General features: G+C 53.8%; 14 protein-coding genes. 4 read left to right on the top strand and 10 right to left on the bottom strand.

All coding sequences use genetic code 11. The annotated features are described in order from the left end of the window. Positions 1-49 precede the first annotated feature (49 nt). On the top strand, positions 50-427 hold the full coding sequence (locus tag K239x_RS08125; protein ID WP_145417348.1) for a rhodanese-like domain-containing protein: 378 nt from the start codon (positions 50-52) through the stop codon (positions 425-427). 48 nt (positions 428-475) lie between these two features. Here K239x_RS08125 and K239x_RS08120 read toward each other — a convergent pair whose 3' ends face one another. Together K239x_RS08120 and K239x_RS08115 are read right to left on the bottom strand one after the other, a co-directional pair. Continuing rightward, positions 476-1,909, bottom strand: coding sequence for a DUF1501 domain-containing protein (locus tag K239x_RS08120; RefSeq protein ID WP_145417347.1), 1,434 nt, complete (start codon positions 1,907-1,909; stop codon positions 476-478). A gap of 2 nt (positions 1,910-1,911) precedes the next feature. Continuing rightward, entirely contained in the window at positions 1,912-5,130 is a 3,219-nt protein-coding gene (locus K239x_RS08115) for a DUF1553 domain-containing protein (RefSeq protein ID WP_145417346.1), read from the bottom strand. A 113-nt stretch (positions 5,131-5,243) separates the two neighbouring features. Between K239x_RS08115 and K239x_RS08110 the strand changes: the two genes are divergently transcribed. After that, positions 5,244-5,996, top strand: coding sequence for an AraC family transcriptional regulator (locus K239x_RS08110; protein ID WP_145417345.1), 753 nt, complete (start codon positions 5,244-5,246; stop codon positions 5,994-5,996). A gap of 40 nt (positions 5,997-6,036) precedes the next feature. Here the strand turns inward: K239x_RS08110 and K239x_RS08105 are convergent, their stop codons facing one another. The 8 genes from K239x_RS08105 to K239x_RS08070 all read right to left on the bottom strand — a co-directional run bounded on the left by K239x_RS08105 (position 6,037) and on the right by K239x_RS08070 (position 13,706). Then, positions 6,037-6,825, bottom strand: coding sequence for a WecB/TagA/CpsF family glycosyltransferase (locus K239x_RS08105; RefSeq protein ID WP_145417344.1), 789 nt, complete (start codon positions 6,823-6,825; stop codon positions 6,037-6,039). Between the two features lie 149 nt (positions 6,826-6,974). Then, positions 6,975-7,841 carry a SpoIIE family protein phosphatase gene (locus K239x_RS08100; RefSeq protein ID WP_145417343.1) on the bottom strand — a complete coding sequence of 289 codons (867 nt, stop codon included), beginning with the start codon at positions 7,839-7,841 and terminating at the stop codon, positions 6,975-6,977. 80 nt (positions 7,842-7,921) lie between these two features. Continuing rightward, positions 7,922-8,689 carry a DUF1295 domain-containing protein gene (locus K239x_RS08095; protein ID WP_419189813.1) on the bottom strand — a complete coding sequence of 256 codons (768 nt, stop codon included), beginning with the start codon at positions 8,687-8,689 and terminating at the stop codon, positions 7,922-7,924. A gap of 1 nt (position 8,690) precedes the next feature. Next, positions 8,691-9,734: an SAM-dependent methyltransferase gene (locus tag K239x_RS08090; protein ID WP_145417341.1), complete on the bottom strand. Its 1,044-nt coding sequence runs from the start codon at positions 9,732-9,734 to the stop codon at positions 8,691-8,693. Between the two features lie 50 nt (positions 9,735-9,784). Next, positions 9,785-10,132, bottom strand: a complete 348-nt coding sequence (locus K239x_RS08085; protein ID WP_145417340.1) for a DUF1475 family protein — start codon at positions 10,130-10,132, stop codon at positions 9,785-9,787. Positions 10,133-10,136: 4 nt separating this feature from the next. Then, positions 10,137-11,033 (bottom strand): class I SAM-dependent methyltransferase, encoded by an 897-nt coding sequence (locus tag K239x_RS08080; protein ID WP_473163590.1) that lies wholly within the window; start codon positions 11,031-11,033, stop codon positions 10,137-10,139. A 434-nt stretch (positions 11,034-11,467) separates the two neighbouring features. Then, positions 11,468-12,316 (bottom strand): DUF1365 domain-containing protein, encoded by an 849-nt coding sequence (locus tag K239x_RS08075; RefSeq protein ID WP_145417338.1) that lies wholly within the window; start codon positions 12,314-12,316, stop codon positions 11,468-11,470. Between the two features lie 4 nt (positions 12,317-12,320). Next, a complete protein-coding gene (locus tag K239x_RS08070; protein ID WP_145417337.1) occupies positions 12,321-13,706 on the bottom strand; it encodes an NAD(P)/FAD-dependent oxidoreductase in 1,386 nt (461 codons plus the stop codon). 487 nt (positions 13,707-14,193) lie between these two features. On the opposite strand from K239x_RS08070, the gene K239x_RS08065 reads away from it, so the two are divergent. Both K239x_RS08065 and K239x_RS08060 read left to right on the top strand, forming a co-directional pair. Beyond that, positions 14,194-15,210, top strand: a complete 1,017-nt coding sequence (locus K239x_RS08065) for a sensor domain-containing diguanylate cyclase (RefSeq protein WP_145417336.1) — start codon at positions 14,194-14,196, stop codon at positions 15,208-15,210. Between the two features lie 280 nt (positions 15,211-15,490). Then, positions 15,491-17,662 (top strand): Tex family protein, encoded by a 2,172-nt coding sequence (locus K239x_RS08060; protein ID WP_145417335.1) that lies wholly within the window; start codon positions 15,491-15,493, stop codon positions 17,660-17,662. The last annotated feature ends 131 nt before the right edge of the window (positions 17,663-17,793 follow it).

Genomic DNA, 17,793 nt, shown 5'->3' with positions numbered 1-17,793 from the left:
TTCAAGACAATGTCGGTTTCCCGCCTTTTTACACAGCTAAGCCACTACCATGCGAACCATTTTCTGTCTCGCGATCGTTTTCGTCGTTGGATGTTCGACTAACGAGACGACTCAGGTTTCGGCTCCGGAATCGACGGCGACCACCGAACCAGCCAACGACTCTTTGTCGCTGGCGGACAAACTGGTCATCGATGTTCGCAGCCAAGAAGAGTGGGACAAAGGACATTTTGAGACGGCGGTTCACATTCCGCACACCGAAATCGCTGAGCGAATCAGCGAAGTGACCGAAGACAAGGACGCCCAGATCGTCCTGTACTGCGCCGTCGGCGGTCGAGCCGGAAAAGCAAAAACAGTCCTGGAAGGTCTAGGGTTCTCCCACGTCGAAAACGCGGGTGGGTTAGATGACCTCCGAAAACTCGCGCAATAAACATGCGTTGCCATCGGTAAACCTGAAATGGCTTCGCGATGACAAAACCTACGCGATGACCTTGTCCAAGACTTCGCCATGCACGTCGGTCAACCGAAAACGGCGGCCTTGATATTTGAACGTCAGTCGTTCGTGGTCGATGCCCATCAAGTGCAGAATCGTAGCATTGAAATCATGAACGTGGACGCCGTTTTCGACCACGTTGTAGCCGAATTCGTCTGTTGATCCATAAGTGATTCCGGGCTTGATGCCACCTCCGGCCATCCAGGTTGTAAAGCAACGGGGGTGATGGTCGCGTCCATAGTTGTCTTTGGTCAGCACACCCTGCGTATAGGATGTGCGGCCAAATTCACCTCCCCAAATCACCAAAGTATCGTCAAGCAAACCACGCTGTTTGAGATCCTTGACTAAGGCCGCCGAAGCTTGGTCGGTTTCCTTCGCTTGCCCTTTGATTTGCTTGGGCAAATTGGAGTGCTGGTCCCAGCCCTGATGATAGAGCTGAATAAACCGCACGTCGCGCTGAGCCAAGCGGCGCGCCAACAGACAATTGGCCGCAAACGTACCAGGCTTGCGGGCGTCTTCTCCGTAAAGCTTGAAGGTAGACTCCGGTTCGTCCGAAAAGTCGGTCGCGTCGGGAACACTCTTCTGCATTCGGTACGCCATTTCGTACTGAGCAATGCGCGATTCGATTTCGGGATCCAGTTCTTTGCCAAATTGATGCTGATTCAATTGGTTGATGGCGTCCAACTGCGCACGACGCCGCGAAGGTGTGATTCCCTTGGGGTCCGAAAGATAAAGCACTGCATCATTCCCACCGCGGAACTGCACGCCCTGGTACTTGGAATCCAGGAAACCATTTCCCCAAAGCCGGGCGTAGAGCGGTTGGCCTCCTTGGCCCGCTGAGACCAAAACAATGAACGCCGGCAAATCTTTGTTTTCGCTTCCCAGTCCATACGAAAGCCACGATCCCAACGAAGGACGCCCGGCGATCTGCGAACCAGTCTGGAACATCGTAATGGCCGGATCATGGTTGATGGCTTCGGTGTGCATCGACTTGATGAAACACACATCGTCGACGATGTCACGATGATGCGGCAACAGTTCGCTGAGCCACGCTCCGGATGATCCGTGCTGGGCAAATTTGAACTGCGATCCGGCCAATGGAAGCGATGATTGATTGACCGACATCCCAGTCAATCGCTGTTCACCACGTACCTCGGGTGGCAATTCTTCGCCATTCATTTTGTTCAGCAACGGCTTGTGATCAAACAAGTCCTGCTGAGCAGGTCCGCCCGATTGAAACAGATAGATGATCCGCTTGGCCTTGGGGGCAAAGTGAGTTGCGTTCAGTGTGTCTGCACCGCTAGCTTCGGTGCCTAGCAGGCTAGCCAAAGCGGCAACGCCGACAGTCGTCGAGCTGTTTTTGAAAAACAGTCGCCGATTGACCGCAAAGGGATCAGTTGGTTTTGAGTTGAAATTCATGACTATCGTTTCCAAATGGTGGCGTCTAAATTCAAAATGGCTTGGCAAACATTGGTCAACGAGGCCAATTCGACCACGTCCACGGTGTCGCCTGACTTGTACTCGCCCGTCGAAACCAATTCTTCAGCGGACTCACGATTCATTAGGTAGTAGGATCGTTCTTCGGTCAGCAGATTCACAAGCAGCGACATCTCGGTGGCATCTGGTTCACGTCCTGTCAGGCTCAAGAACGCGGCGGTGATCCGCGAGTGATCATCGCTTTCTCCCAGCAGCCTAGCGGCCAATGAACGCGATGCTTCGACGAACTGCACGTCATTGAGCAGGACCAGTGCTTGCAGCGGTGTGTTGGTGCGAGATCGCTTGACGCTACAAACTTCACGTGTAGTCGAATCAAAGGCCATCATGTTTGGCAACGGCGCGGTCCGTTTCCAAACCGAATACAACGACCGTCGATAAAGCGATTTTCCGACCGACTGCTGATAGGGAGGCGACATTCCATTGGATTCCTTCCACAGATCCTCTCCGGGTTGATATGGCGACACGGGCGGACCACCGGATTGGGCGTTCAACAATCCGGACGCGGAAAGCGCTAGATCACGTATCTGCTCCGCAGCCAAGCGATAGGCTGGTCCACGGGCGAGCAAGCGGTTCGTGGGATCTCGTTCCAATTGTGTTGCCGTCGCCGCGGAGTCTTGTCGATACGTCGACGAAAGCACGACGCTGCGGCAAAATCGCTTGACGTCCCAACCGTGATCAATGAAGTCTCGAGCCAGCCAATCCAGAAGTTCCGGGTGAGTGGGCAGTTCGCCTTGAGAACCAAAATTCTCCGGCGTGTGGACCAAGGGTGATGCAAAGAAGTTACTCCACAGTCGATTGATCGCTACTCGGGACGTCAACGGATGTCTCGGATCGGTTACCCACTGGGCGAGCCCCAAACGATCCAGCGATGCGTTGCCTGGAAATGGCAATGGGATCCCCGATAAGGTTCGACGATTGACAAGTGAGTCTTGGTTTTTGGGTGCATCATATTCACCCCGAGCCAACACGTGCGCCGGGCGAGGCTGATCCATTTCCCGCATCACGGGAATCTCGTTCATCACCTCCTCTGCCATCACAAACGACTTGCGAGCTTCGGTCAGCTGTGCCAGCAGTGCGCGACACTGAGGATCAACGGCCGAGGCAAAGTACACTGGCGTCGGTTGGATGGGGTCGCCGGTTGCCAGGAAATGCAGTTCGGGCGGGGTCAACTCGCGTGTGTACAAACGAATGTCATCAATCAATCCGCCGCTGAAACCACGAGCGCGAAAACGCTGCCCGACGACAAATTGGCCGCCGTGATCAACGACCACGTTGCAACTCTTTTTTAGTTCGTCACGCAGAACCGTCGTTTCCAAAGGTTCGCCACTGAGCCACAGTTTCAGCCCAGAGGCCTTTGACGCACCATCGTAGGTCGCGGTGATCTGATGCCATTGATCAACGGGGATAGGGTCCACCGTGCGAACTCCGATCGCATTTCCAGGCCACACGCGGTACATCCGTGATTCCAAGTGGCCATCGACGATCGTCAGATCCCAACCGTTGTAACCGCAGTCCGTCCCGCGAGTGTGATGAGCGATCAAGCTTCGTTCGGCGACGCGTTTTGTTTCGCGCAACGTGACAACGATCGACATGGGCAACCAGCGATCAAACGGCTCGATGCCTTCAGTCGTGATACCGCGTTCGCCATCCAGTTTCAATGCTCGACGCGGAGACAATTTGCTGCCCGACGGTTGAACATCTGACTTTTGCGTTTCGGAATCCTTCGCTTCCGGCAAATGATCGTTCGCTTGATCCAGGTCCAGTCGAGCGAACTGCGAATCAGTTACAGGCACCAGATCGGGCATCTTGGACCACGAACGATCCGACTGCGATGGGTGATAAACCTTCTTCAGTTTGTCGCCGAAATCATCGTCAAATGCTAACGCCAGCTGCAGGTCGGGAATCGAAAGTGATTCGCCCGAAATGTCTTTATTCTGAGCGAAACGCTTCTTCGCTGCTAAAACGGCTTGGTCGTACTTCGACTGGGCATTGCTCAGTCGTTCTTTTGCTGCATCCAAATCAGCTTGCTGTTCGGGCGTCGGCAGCAGGACGGAAGGACAAGGAACTTTCGCCGTCCGATCGTAGACACCACTTTCGTCGATCGAATTGAAAAACGCCGAAAGCGAATAGTAGTCTCGCATCGGAATCGGGTCGTACTTGTGATCATGGCATCGACAACATTCCATCGTCAGCCCCAGCACTGCTGTTCCGAAAGTATGGACTCGGTCAGCAGCGTTTTCGATTCGCCATTCTTCAAATACCGCTCCGCCTTCGTTATTCAAACGGTGAATGCGATTGAAAGCCGTGGCGACGAGTTGCTCGCGTGTTGGATTTTCCAACAAGTCGCCAGCCAATTGCCAAGTCAAGAACTTGTCGTAGGGCAGGTTCTGATTCAACGCGTCGACGACCCAATCGCGGTAGGGCCACTGGGTGTTTAGCTTGTCGGATTGATAGCCGTAAGAATCGGCGTAGCGAGCAGCGTCCAACCAGGAAACGGCCATGTGTTCGCCAAACGACGACGATTCCAACAATCGATCGACCGCACTGGCGTAGGCCTGCTCGCTATTCGATTCAATCTCTTTCCTAAATTCAGTGATCTCCGAGCGTGTGGGAGGCAAGCCTGTCAGGTCCAGACTCACACGCCGCAACCATCGCAGGGGGGCCGCTGGCGAACTAGGCTGGAGTGATCCTACTTCTAATTTCGCCAAGACAAACCGGTCAAGCGTCTCGCTGCACCAGTCGTCATTTTTAACTGGAGGCACGGCCACCGATTGCGGCAACAGCTCAAACGCCCAGTGCCCAGCGTAGTTAGCACCTTGGTCGATCCAGCTCTGAATGGTCGTTTTCTCTTTCGCCGTCAGCGACAACTTGGATCCCGGCGGCGGCATCAAGATGTCGGGGTCGTCACTTGTGATCCGGTCGATTAGCTCCCCTGAATCTATCGCATCAGCTGCCTCGCTTCGTGAATCCAAACGCAAACCAGCTTCTTGGTTTGCTTCGTCCGGGCCATGACAAAAGTAGCACTTATCCGACAGGATTGGCCGAATGTCACGATTAAAATCAATGTCTTCTGCCGTGGCTGGTGACACCAGCCAGGAGCCGGCCAAAACACAGAGAACAAGGCAAGAGCGTGCAGTGGGCATGATCAATGGTTGCGAATAAGTAAGGGCGAAAGTCTTTGGCTTGATTGAACATTGTCGGTCAATGCGGCCGCCTTGTCTTGCACGGCGGACCCTTTCCTGTGTATTTTTGCAGCATGAAAAGTACTACTCTACGTGCGGCATTTTTCCGCAAACTTGGCCCCAGCGACCAGGCATTTGCGCTGTTTGATTCGTTGCCAGGCCTGTCTTTTTTTGTCAAAGACAGGAAAGGACGCTTCATGTCGCTCAATCGACGAGGCTGCGAGTACTGCGGCGTCGCCAACGAGGCTGAAGCGATTGGCCGAACCGATCATGACTTTTTCCCCAAGCAACGCGCAGACGAATACCGTGCCGACGATGAAGCCGTCATGGAATCAGGGGAATCAATCATCAATCGGATGGAGAGTGCTCCCGAAGATGCCGGTTCGCCACGGTTGGTGGTCACGTCCAAGGTCCCGCTTCGCGATCAAAAAGGACGCGTGATCGGAGTTGCCGGCATATCGCGACAGATCGAACGCATTCAAACACCATCAGGAACAGCAGATGCCTTCTCCCAAGTGATTGAAATGCTGCATCGTGACTACGCCAAGAATTTGTCGACCGAACAACTGGCATCCAAAGCAGGTTTGTCCGTCAGTCACTTCGAACGGAGATTTCGACGAGCGTTCGGGGCATCGCCTCGACAGTACTTGGTCCGAGTGCGTGTCGAGAACGCGTCGCGTTTGTTGCTTTCGTCCGATCAAACCATTTCGCAGATCGCGCTGGCATGTGGTTTCTATGACCACGCTCATTTCAGCCGCAGCTTTCGACGTGTCATGAACGTCACGCCATCGCAGTACCGAAAAACGAATCCACAAACAGAGAGCTAAGCGAATTCTGATTCCACCACTGCAGCAATGCAATCATCACTCAATTCAGCCGAGGCGTCGCGATCGCGTAAGATTTTAGACCGGTGACTTGCATGAAAAACTTAACAACGAAACGACTGTTGCCGATCAAGTAGCGACGCCAAAGACGGCGCGGCTCCATGATCAAACGGAAAAACCACTCCATTCCACTTCGCTGCATCCACGCGGGTGCTTGCCGCACGCGTCCGACGTGAAAATCGAATGCTGCGCCCACGCCGATCACCACCGAGGCATTGAGCACATCGATGTTCTTGGCCATCCATCGCTCTTGTTTAGGAGATCCGAGCCCCACCCAAACAATGTCGGGATTGGCCGCGTTGATGGTATCGACCATCGCACGATTCTCTGATTCACTCAGTGCTTTGTAAGGGGGACTCAGGGTTCCGACCGACTTCATGTCCGGAAAACGCTTTTGCAAATTTTCACTCAGCGTCGGCGCGACGCCTTCGGCACCACCGTAAAAGAAATGCCGATATCCAGGCTTCTGAGAATGATCACAGAGAGTGAGCATCAGGTCGGGACCGTAGACGCGTCGTGCGTCCTTGAAACCAAACCAATTGCAAATCCAGACCACCGGCATGCCATCGGGCGTCACCATTCCGGCCTGATTGAAAATGTCACGAAGATCGTCGTCGTCCTGGCACTCCATCACACTGTGTACTGGCGTAACACAAACGTACTGCGACGCCCCCGACTGGATCCACTGGTCAATCTTTTCGATCGCGACACCCATGTTGATCGCATCAACCGCCACGCCGAGGATATTGACCTTAGAACTCTTGACGGGCATTGCAACAAACCTTTTAGGCATGCATTACGAGGTGACTAGGCAGAGAAAACTGCATACTGATTCTGCATCCCCATCCTTAAGAATTACTGGCAAATCGTAGTCGACGACCACTGGCACCGGTAGAGTCACAATTGCATCGAGCGAAAAAACTACGTGAGTTTCGTGGCGTCTTTTGCACGCTTGAACAAGCGGAAGGGTGCAAGCAGATTATCGCGTAGTCTAACGGTGGTTTCGGTGACCTTACAGACAACCACCGTACTGTCGGTCCCCGAATCCCCCGCCGATTGGTTCGCAGATTGAACTAGACCAATCAGATGCTCCAACCTCGCCAGCGGACAACTGTTGGGAGCATCCTGAAGGGCATCGATCAGCCGCGCGTGCCCCACGATGTTGCCGCCGGGGAATTTTGACTGAGCAAACCCGTTGCCATAGATGACAACGACATCGCCAATTTCCAACTTGGTTTTGATGTGTCGGTACTCTTCTTTTTCAAAAACGCCATCCAACTGACCCTTCTCCGGCGTTCCGTCAGGATCGCTTGGCGAATCGCATTCCCCCAAGAGTGCCTCCCACCGACGTTCGGCCGACCGAAAAACCAATGGGGGAGGGTTGCCGATATTGCACATCACGAAACTGCGTGTCGGCGCGAAGTATGTCGCGACAGAAGCCGTCCCAAAGCCTCCTCGTGCAGCAAACTTCTGAAACTGTTCGGCCACGTTCGCCACCACACGATTCTGCCAGATCGAATTAATGCTGCGAATCAGTCCGTGTCGCATTTCGCACGACAGCTGTTTAAAAACCTCGGACGATCCGACGATATCGGCCAACATGATTCGCGTAATCCGCCCCGACGCACAGGACGACAAAAAGTGCAACTCTCCTCCACCATCCAGGCACTTGTCACAATGCCGACTGTAGATCTGCGTCGATAACCCCGGCATATCATAGCTAGCCTGATACGTCCGCCGTCCTCCCACGACCTCGTGGCATTTTTTCCGCTGGGGAGCGATTTGCATGGTGGCCTCGAAATGACAGTGAAAGAATAAAAAGATAATAGCGACCAGGCAAGCAACGCATCACCAGGCCCCCGCATTGACTAGCTGGGTGGCCAAGGCACGAACGCACTCGTTCGCGCGATGTAACGCCGAAACTCATCGCTACGGTTGCTCAGATCCTTGTCCAACAGTGCGACGCCGCTCACTTTCAGCAGCAGAAACGTCATCAACACTGGGCTGACCAAAAGCCAGCCAGTCGACAGATTCATCGCCAACAAAGTCAGCCCCCACCAGATCAATGCGTTGCCAAAGTAGTTGGGATGACGCGTGTAGCGCCAAAGGCCTTGGTCCATGACCTTGCCTTTGTTGGCAGGATCCATCTTGAAACGAGCGAGCTGATAATCGCCAATCGACTCAAACAGAAATCCGACCAGCCATACCGCGACACCGATGAAGTTTGCAGGCCCCAGATCTTGAACAGATCTTTGCCCGACTTGCACCGGGAGCGAAACGATCCACATGATCGTTCCTTGCAGTAAAAAGACGGTGAAAAAACTAACCCACCAAAATCGTTCTTGATGATGATCCCGCATTGCTCGGTAACGGGAATCTTCGCCGTGACCGAGATTGCGCCAGCAGAGATACCCTGTCAGCCGCAGCCCCCACACTGCCGTCAGTACGGCAACCAATCCACCACGCAGGTCCTGGTTGCCCATCGCGTAGGCAATCGCTGCAATGACGACAAAACCAAACCCCCAAAACAAATCTGCAATGCTGGCGTCTTTCAGCCAAAGACTGACAAGCCAAAGGATTGTGACGGCGACAAAAATCGCGGCAGCCGTCGCGCTCAGAATCTCCCAGGTATCCATCTTATGACCGCCCGTCCGCGGGTTTCTCAAACAGGTAGTGCCCGACGCCCCATTCGTTTCCATCGTTGAATTTGAAGAGCTCGGCACACGCCATGAAAAACATGCGCCACCGTTGGCTCACAACGTCAGCTGCATCAGCACTCTGGCAACTGCCAAGTGCATCACGTACGGCACCTGACTGCTCGTCTTGATTGGAAAGCCAGTTTTCGCAAGTCCGCGCATAGTGACCGCCGTTGATCCACCAGTTCTGAGCAACTTGGAGGTCCTGTTGATATCGCAAAAACAAGTCTTCCGCAGGCATGATGCCGCCGGAAAAGAAATGGCGTCCCATCCAATTTTTCTCACCATCAGTCTCGAAGGCATATGCCAGATTGCGATGACAGAAAATATGCACGAAGAGTTTTCCGTGATCTTCTAACCAAGAGGAGATGCGACGCAGCAAGTTTTCGTGGTTGCGTACATGTTCAAACATTTCGACGCTGACAACGCGGTCAAACCGGAGATAGGTGTCGAAGATCCCAACGTCTTCGGTCAGCACTTGAACATTCTTGAACCCCAGATCTTTACAGCGAGATTGGATAAACTCACGCTGGCTTTTTGAGTTTGAAAGCGAAGTAATCCGACTGTTCGGATAGTGTTCGGCCAACCACAACGTCAGCGAACCCCAACCACACCCCAGATCCAAGATCGACATGCCGTCTTCAATCTGCGCACGACGGCAGGTCAATTCGAGCATCAGGTTTTCAGAGTCCTCCAGCGAGGATTGAGGATTCGCCCACCATCCGCAACTGTATTTCAACCGAGGGCCCAGCACGAGCTGAAAAAATTCGGCCGGGACTTCGTAGTGTTGCTCATTCGCTCGATGAGTATCGATCGTCACCAAACTTTGACGTTGCTGATCGGCAAACCGATCGAGCGCTTCGTCGTAGTCACCGTTTGCTCGCTGTTCCTCGACCTGCAAGCGCTCACGCAACAGACGCCGCATGCCGATTCGGATGACAGGATCAGGGAGCCAGCGTTTTTCGGCAAGCTGAATAAGCGACATGAAACAAAGCCGACTGGGAGGGAGGAGATGAGACTACGGAAACAAAAAGACTAGCTGGCCGAAACACCTTGGGGCGTGCGAAGAAGCATGCGTTCCCAACTGAAGGGATCCGTTTTGAAAAGCTGAATCAACATGTAAGCCGACATCGCAAAATTGCCCAGCAACATGATGCCAACAAACCACCCTGCGCGAGCGACAAGGGATTTCTCCTTGTACGCCACCCAAACGTAGAACGCGATAAAGCCACAGTAGGCGTCTAGCAAGGTCGCGCGAAACCACCAATCAGGCCACAAGTCGTGGCCTGCCTGAAACATGCCGCGTTGAAGAGTGGCTGTCGTGGTAACCGCAGCCATGCTCAGAAAGACGCCCGCGAAGAGAATGATCAGTAGTGTTCGCACAGCTCTACGCTCCTATTTCCGTCAGTCCGGGCAAAGCGATGGGTCGACGGTTGCCGGGCTTTTGCAACAGAACCTGCGACACGCCGATTTGTTTTTCCAGAAAAGCACCTTCGCAATAGCAGAGGTAGTATTCCCACATCCGCAGGAAAGAAGGCGTCATTCCCAATGACAAGATGGCATCGCGATTTGCGTTGAAATTACTTCGCCACAGTTTCAATGTTTTCGCATAGTGCGATGCGAAATCGACTGAGTGCACCCATTGAAAATCGGTCGCACGACCGATCGACGCATTCATCGCGCCCATCGACGGCAGGAACCCACCGGGGAAAATGTAGCGCTGAATAAAATCAACGGAGCGTCGATACGATTCATACCGTTGGCACGGGATTGTAATTGCTTGGTAGGCAAACATTCCATCCTCTTTCAACAAACTATCGCACTTTGCAAAGAACGTGTCTAGAAACTCATGCCCGACTGCTTCGATCATTTCGATGGAAACGAGCTTGTCGAACTTCCCTTCCAGATCACGGTAGTCAGAAAGCTTGAGCGTGATCCGGTCGGACAAACCGGCTGACGCAATCGCCGCGGCAGCGTAGTCAAGCTGTTGCTTGGAGATAGTTGTCGTCGTGACGTGGCATCCGTATTTCGCAGCGGCATGCAGCGCGAACCCTCCCCATCCAGTGCCAATCTCCAGAACTCGATCAGACGCAGTTAATTGCAATTGCTGGCACAAGCGGTCGTACTTGGCTCGCGACGCGTCAGCGAGCGAGGTGCTCGGAGACGCGAAGATGCCACTGGAATAGGTCATCGTTTCGTCTAAGAACAGCGAATAGAATTGGTTACTCAGATCGTAGTGCGACGCGATGTTGCGACGGCTCCCGTCCCGCGTGTTTCGATTCATTCGATGAGTGAATTTGCGGCCCAGATTTGCGATCGCGTTGCCCCATTTGCCAAGACGATCCGAAGTATCCGAGTTGCGGGCGAATAGCTGGATCAGGGTGGTGAGATCGTCACACTCCCACAGACCATCGCAGAAGGCTTCGGCCGCGCCCAAACTGCCACCCGTAGCAACATACCGATAGAACAGTGGGTTTTTCACGTAAATGGTCGCGCGAAGCTCTGAATCAAACTCTCCGAACGCGGTGACCTCGTCTTGATCAACCACGTCCAACCGTCCATGCCGAATGCCGTTCAGACTTGAGAAGAGAGCTTTTCGCAATCCGCGATAGATCAGGCTCACTCCCCCACGGCTTCCGTGGTCTTCGCATTCGCCCGCGCGTTGCGGACGCCGCGTGTCATCGGCATGGCAGCTTGTGTCGCAATCGTCGTCGAACTCTACACGCCGGCCTTGCGAGACACCGCTGGACCGCAGGGCATCGCTTCGCGTGACGCCGCTTCTGGATCCGGATCGATCGTGGTCGGTAGAGGGGCAGGATTCGGTCGGGGAAAAAACTGACATCGCTTCATCCAAAGTCGTAACGCTTGAAAGTAAATTGCCCCGACAATATGAACTGCTGCGATGGGGCGTCGCAGCAAACTTACCAATAGTGCGTGATTCGTCAGTGGCACGCTCTGTAGTCGCAGTAGAGCCTGAAAAATTCGCTTCCCGTCTCGGTCACAACCGAGCGATACGACACATTCATCGCCTGGGGCAGCCGTTTTCCATTGGTACGTCGAATCCATTCCCATGAACGGCGATACATGAAACTCTTTGGCATGCGAGTACCTGTCCTGCGAACCATCGACGCGATTTCCTGCCCACAGAACGTAATAGTGGCGTTCGTTCCAGGGCGTGTTGCTAACCTCGGCGACCTGCACGACCAATTCGTCATCGCGATCAAAACAGTAGTAAAGATTGATCGGACTGAAGTAGACGCCAAAGTGGCTTAACTGTGTCAGTATTCTTATGGGACCGTCAATGATCTGGCCCGTCTTCTGCTCCACCAATTCTCGAATGCTGGACTGCAACGACGTATCTGTGCTGCCCAGGTGATCCGACCGTCGAAAAGCCGCAGGCGAAAAACGACGCCGCCCCAGTAGCCAACTCGAATCAATGATCCCCTCGACTTCGTCTAGATCCAGGTAGACCCACGAAGAAGAATACGTAAAAGCATGCTTTGGACTCTTGCGTCGGTGTCGGACATAGCCGCGGTACAGACAGCTTTTCAAATTCGTTGTCACCATGGGTTCAAGCCGTCACCGATGAGGCACCAGAATCACTCGCCGACGATCCAGAAGCAATCGTCTGAAGCCGGGCACTGGGAGCGCGGCCACTGGATTGCAAGACCGGACGACGCAGATCCTGCAGATCCAGGCCGAATGGTTTAGCTGCCGCCAAGGCACTGTTGACGCCGTCTTCATGGAATCCATAGCCCCAGTACGCACCACAGTAACTGATGCCACGCTGGTGATTGATCTCAGCAAAACGTTGTTGCGATCGGATCGACTCGGCCGAAAAAACCGGATGCTGAAATTCAAAACGACGAATGACTTTGGTTGAATCAATCGAGCAGTTCGGATTCAGAGTCAAACACAACGGGTGACTCAACCCCAGACTTTGCAATCGATTCAGATCGTACGTCACGCTGACACGATCCGATGTTTGTTCAGGGATGTGATAGTTCCAACTAGCCCAGGCACGTTTACGAACCGGCAACACAGACATATCGGTGTGCAGCACCGCTTCGTTGGGCTGATAAGGAAACCCTCCCAGCACCGCTTTTTCCAACGGACTACTGTCTTTCAGCAGATTAAGGGTCTGGTCTGCATGCGTTGCAAAAACAACATGGTCATAATTGCTGACGACTTGGTTTCCACTGGCAAGATCACGCGAAGTCACTTGAACTTGGTTTCCGTCAGCGCTTACGCCGATGATAGGTGTGCGAACGAAGATCTGGCCATCCATCTGCGATGTGAGAGCTGCGACGTAGCGGCGCGACCGTCCTGCGATTGTTAGCCACTGCGGTCGATCGTTGATTTGGAGCAGCCCATGGTTTCGCAGGAAGCCAAGAATAAACTTGGCCGGAAAAGCAGCCATGCCCGCCGGGTCGGTCGACCAGATCGCTGCCGACATGGGATACAAGTACTGCTCGCGAAACTCACGGCCCAAATTGGCGTTGTCCAAAAATCCCCCAAGCGAAAGTCCGCCGTCAGGTGATTCACAAAACTCTCTCGCCAAGGAATTGAAACGGACAATGTCTCGCAGCATTCGATAGAAGGCCGCCCGAATGAGGTTGCGGCGCTGCGCGAAGACTCCGTTCAGGGAGCTCCCTTGGTACTCCAACCCGCTACGGAAGCAACGGACGCTCAAGCTCATGTCGCTCTCCTGCGTGTCGACGCCCAAAATCGACAGCACTTTGCAGAAATTTGGATACGTTCGTCGGTTCAACACCATGAACGCGACGTCGGCGGACACGCCTTGGACTCCAGATCTCCCGCTAGCCTGATGCGGAATGTCGACGTCGACGCTGTGTGCGTGACCCCCGATGTGATCGCCCGCCTCGAAGACATCCACTGCAAACTTTGTTGCCAGCAGACGCGCGATCAACATTCCGCTAATTCCGGTACCTATCACCGCAATCCGCCTTGGATGATCGTCATTTGGGAGCTGCGATTGGGACAATTCTCAGTTTCGTGTTTTGAGTTGAGAGCCGATGTGATTTCAGCCAAGCAAGAAGCACCATTGCGGCTTCTGGCTTGGCGATGTTTCTCCGCAAAATTTATTTTAACGGTGCGGCAAGCCCCAAGTGGATTTGTCATACCCGCAACAGGATTGGATCCTATTGCGAAGACTTTGCCGATTAACACTTGTGAGCCAAACGCCTCATAAGCCGCTAGCAGCCTCTCGTCCGTAAATTCGTTGCAGCCCGATATCGAACCCCGCGGCGGTCGCGGGCAAACCCTCAACGCCGCAAATATCGAAAGGCTCAACAACCCAATGACATAGTGTTCATCCGTAACCGCCCCGAGAGTGTTTCGCTCTGGCTCGCTTGTGTGCCCCATTGTTTGGCTCGAATGGCAAAACCGCGCAAGGTGAAATACGTTGAATGGACTGATTCCTTATGCTGCGTGCATACAAACCCTTTAGCGACTTCGATTCGGCAGCCCAAAGCCTGCTTGATCTATTGCACGAACAGTACGGTTTTTCCCTCTGGATGGTCACGCGCACCGATGGGGTCGACTGGACCGTGCTGCAATCCAAACAGCACACTTACGGTGTGTCCGCAGGCGACGTTTTCTCTTGGACCGATTCCTTTTGCTCGCGGATGGTCCAAGGACTCGGCCCCTGCATCGCACCTGATGCTCGATCTGTTGATGCGTACGCCGATGCGCCAGTCTCCCAGCAACTAGACATAGGCGCCTACATTGGGATTCCTTTGTCACGTCCCGACGGATCCTTGTTCGGCACGCTGTGCGCCATCGACCCCCAACCACAACCGGCAGATTTGGTCGACGAATTACCGCGTTTGATCATGGCCTCGCGAATGCTAAGCACCATCTTGGCAACGGAGCTGAAAGCTGAAGCCGAAATGCGTCGCGCCAATCACGCGGAGGCCGAAGCGGAAACTGACGCACTAACCAATGCATTCAATCGACGCGGTTGGGATCGAATGCTTTCTGCGGAAGAATCTCGCTGCCATCGCTACGGCCACATCGCTTCGATCATCGCAATTGACTTGGACGATTTCAAGAACGTCAACGACTCGCAAGGGCATAGCGCCGGCGACAGAACTTTGATGCAAGTCGCGCAAGCCTTGGAAAGGGCCTCTCGTGCCTGTGATGTCGTTGCGCGAACGGGTGGCGATGAGTTTGCGATCATAGCAGTCGAGTGCGACGAATTTCAGTCGGCCCAGTTCATTCGCCGCATCAAAGAAAACCTTTCGCAATTCAACATCCAAGCCTCGATCGGGACCGCGACACGCAGCCCGACCATGTCACTTGATAAGGCATGGATTCAGGCGGACAAAAACATGTACGAAAAGAAGCAAAATGCCACGGGCATTCTGAGAGCGCTGGGGCATCGCGACGACCACCCGCACGTTTCCCGACCTCCCATCACCCGGTCTCCGATCGTCTAGACAAGCGCCGATCGTCTACGCTAGCGATCGACGACGTTGCTCCGCGTCTTGCTCCGGCGGACGTTTCCAAGCCTACGCCCATGCTTGTTACGACGAGGATCCTTGCGGACCGGCGCCGAATGTTCTTAACATCGCAGGACTTCTGCAGCACGCGTGCGCTGTCCGAACCGCTGGCAGTGAGGTTCTGGGAAATAGCAGGCCCATTGAATTTGCAGTGCAAACGCGTGATAAAACTAGCGTATCACATCGCGTTCTTCTTACTGCACCGTCAACACGTCTTATGGCCGACACGAAGATTGAAAAAGCCAGCTTGGAAACGATCAGCAATCGCATCGCCTCCGAACTAGGATTACCGCCGCGCCAAGTTGCTGCCGCCATTGATCTGCTGAGCGATGGAAACACGATCCCGTTTGTTGCCCGATACCGCAAGGAAGCAACCGGAGGACTGGATGAGGTTGCCCTCCGTGCGATCGAAGACGCATTGGACAAAGCACTCGCTCTGGCCTCGCGAAAATCCACGGTCCTAAAAACCATCACGGATCTTGGTTTCCTCACCGACGCACTCCGCAAGCAGATCGATGAATGCAACGACGCGCGTCAACTGGAAGCGATCTACTTGCCATTCAAACCAAAACGCAGAACACGAGGCGCGATCGCCCGCGAACGAGGATTGCAGCCCCTGGCCGATCTTTTGATTGCACAGAAGAGCCTGAGCAAATCCAAGCAACAGATTTTGAAAGACTACGTCGACACCAAACGCGACGTGCCCGACACACAGGCCGCGCTTCAGGGGGCAATGGACATTGTCGCCGAGCAGTGGTCCGACGAAGCCGACACGAGAGAGTGGCTTTTTAAGGAAGCGTCCAAAAATGGCAAAGTCGCTTCCAAACTGAAACGCGGCAAAAAAGACGCTGCCGAAAAGTACGAGCAATACGTCGACCGCCAGGAATCTGTCAGTCGAATTCCATCGCATCGGTTGCTGGCGATGTTGCGAGGCGAATCCGATGGGGTTTTGAAAGTCACGATTGAGCTAGATGATTCCAATGTGCTTTTTCATTTGAAATCGCGGCTGATCAGCAATCGAGATTTTGAATTTCATCGCGAACTAGTGACAACCGTCGACGATTGTTACCAGCGTCTGCTGCTGCCAGCGACAGCGACAACGGTGCTGCAAGAATTGAAGGAAAAAGCGGACGTCGACGCGATTGCCGTCTTCGGAAAAAATCTCCACGAACTTCTCATGGCAGCCCCCGCCGGACCGCGGACCACCATTGGTATCGACCCAGGTTTTCGCACCGGTTGTAAAGTGGCGGTTGTCGATTCGACCGGAAAATTTTTAGCTCACACCACCATTTATCCAATGCCTCCCAAAAGCGATGTGTCGTCAGCCAGCTCTGCACTTTTGAAACTAATTGGCAAGCACGATGTCGAACTGATTGCAATTGGCAATGGAACCGCCTCACGCGAAACCGATGCCTTTGTGGGGCAACTGGTCAAAGACAATCAATTGGCCGTCACACGAGTGATGGTCAGCGAATCAGGTGCATCGATTTACTCTGCCAGTGAGTTGGCCGGCAAAGAGTTTCCGGATTTGGACATCACGGTCCGTGGCGCGATCAGCATTGCCCGGCGACTGCAAGATCCGCTGGCCGAACTGGTCAAAACGGATCCCAAATCGATTGGAGTCGGGCAGTACCAACACGATGTCAACCAATCAAAACTACGGAGGTGTCTTGATCGGACGGTGGAAAGCTGCGTGAATCAGGTGGGCGTGGATCTGAACATGGCCAGCGTCCCGTTGCTGGCTCGCGTTGCCGGCATTGGCCCCAAATTAGCGCAAAACATCGTTGACTACCGCGACAGTTTTGGCCGTTTTAACAGTCGCAAAGAACTCGCCAAAGTCCCCAAACTAGGTAAGAAAGCCTTTCAACAATCGGCCGGTTTTCTGCGGATCCGCAATGGCAAGGTCCCACTCGATAATTCGGCGGTTCATCCCGAGAGTTATTCGATCGTCAAACGAATGGCCGAAAAGCTAGGGACCGAATCGGAGTCGATGGTGGGCAACGCAACACTGAGTCAAAAACTGAAACCCGAAGATTTCGTTGACGATCAGTTTGGTATACCGACGATCATCGACATCATTGACGAATTGGCCAAACCAGGACGCGATCCGCGGAGTCAATTTCGGGCGGTCAAATTTGATGACTCAGTCAACAAAATCGAAGACTTGAAGGAAGGCATGGTGCTGGAAGGTGTCATTACCAATGTGACGCATTTCGGAGCTTTCACAGACGTCGGCGTCCATCAAGACGCGTTGATCCACGTTTCGCAGTTGGCGAATACCTTTGTCAAAGACCCTAACGACATCGTGTCAGTCGGCGATGTTGTCAAAGTAAAGGTTCTGGAGATCGATGTACCGCGAAAACGCATCTCTGTGACTCGCAAATTCTGACGCTTCTCGCTGCGGAATCTTCATTGAATCCCTAAGCCATCCGGACCGCCAGCGACGAATGAATGAAACGCGGTTCGTTTCACCGCCACCGCAGTTTCGCCACACGGGCAGGTCGCTTAAAGTAGGTTTCG

It is taken from the genome of Stieleria marina, from assembly GCA_007741555.1.
In the GTDB taxonomy this organism is placed as follows: domain Bacteria; phylum Planctomycetota; class Planctomycetia; order Pirellulales; family Pirellulaceae; genus K23-9.
This window is presented reverse-complemented; position numbering and strand designations above follow the sequence as displayed.

Bases quoted from the DNA above. Each gene is read 5' to 3' on its own strand.
- K239x_RS08095 (WP_419189813.1), bottom strand. From the start codon at position 8,689: ATGGATACCTGGGAGATTCTGAGCGCGACGGCTGCCGCGATTTTTGTC.
- K239x_RS08120 (WP_145417347.1), bottom strand. From the start codon at position 1,909: ATGAATTTCAACTCAAAACCAACTGATCCCTTTGCGGTCAATCGGCGA.
- K239x_RS08060 (WP_145417335.1), top strand. From the start codon at position 15,491: ATGGCCGACACGAAGATTGAAAAAGCCAGCTTGGAAACGATCAGCAAT.
- K239x_RS08075 (WP_145417338.1), bottom strand. From the start codon at position 12,316: ATGGTGACAACGAATTTGAAAAGCTGTCTGTACCGCGGCTATGTCCGA.
- K239x_RS08115 (WP_145417346.1), bottom strand. From the start codon at position 5,130: ATGCCCACTGCACGCTCTTGCCTTGTTCTCTGTGTTTTGGCCGGCTCC.
- K239x_RS08105 (WP_145417344.1), bottom strand. From the start codon at position 6,825: ATGCCCGTCAAGAGTTCTAAGGTCAATATCCTCGGCGTGGCGGTTGAT.
- K239x_RS08090 (WP_145417341.1), bottom strand. From the start codon at position 9,734: ATGTCGCTTATTCAGCTTGCCGAAAAACGCTGGCTCCCTGATCCTGTC.
- K239x_RS08065 (WP_145417336.1), top strand. From the start codon at position 14,194: ATGCTGCGTGCATACAAACCCTTTAGCGACTTCGATTCGGCAGCCCAA.
- K239x_RS08125 (WP_145417348.1), top strand. From the start codon at position 50: ATGCGAACCATTTTCTGTCTCGCGATCGTTTTCGTCGTTGGATGTTCG.
- K239x_RS08100 (WP_145417343.1), bottom strand. From the start codon at position 7,841: ATGCAAATCGCTCCCCAGCGGAAAAAATGCCACGAGGTCGTGGGAGGA.
- K239x_RS08080 (WP_473163590.1), bottom strand. From the start codon at position 11,033: ATGAATCGAAACACGCGGGACGGGAGCCGTCGCAACATCGCGTCGCAC.
- K239x_RS08110 (WP_145417345.1), top strand. From the start codon at position 5,244: ATGAAAAGTACTACTCTACGTGCGGCATTTTTCCGCAAACTTGGCCCC.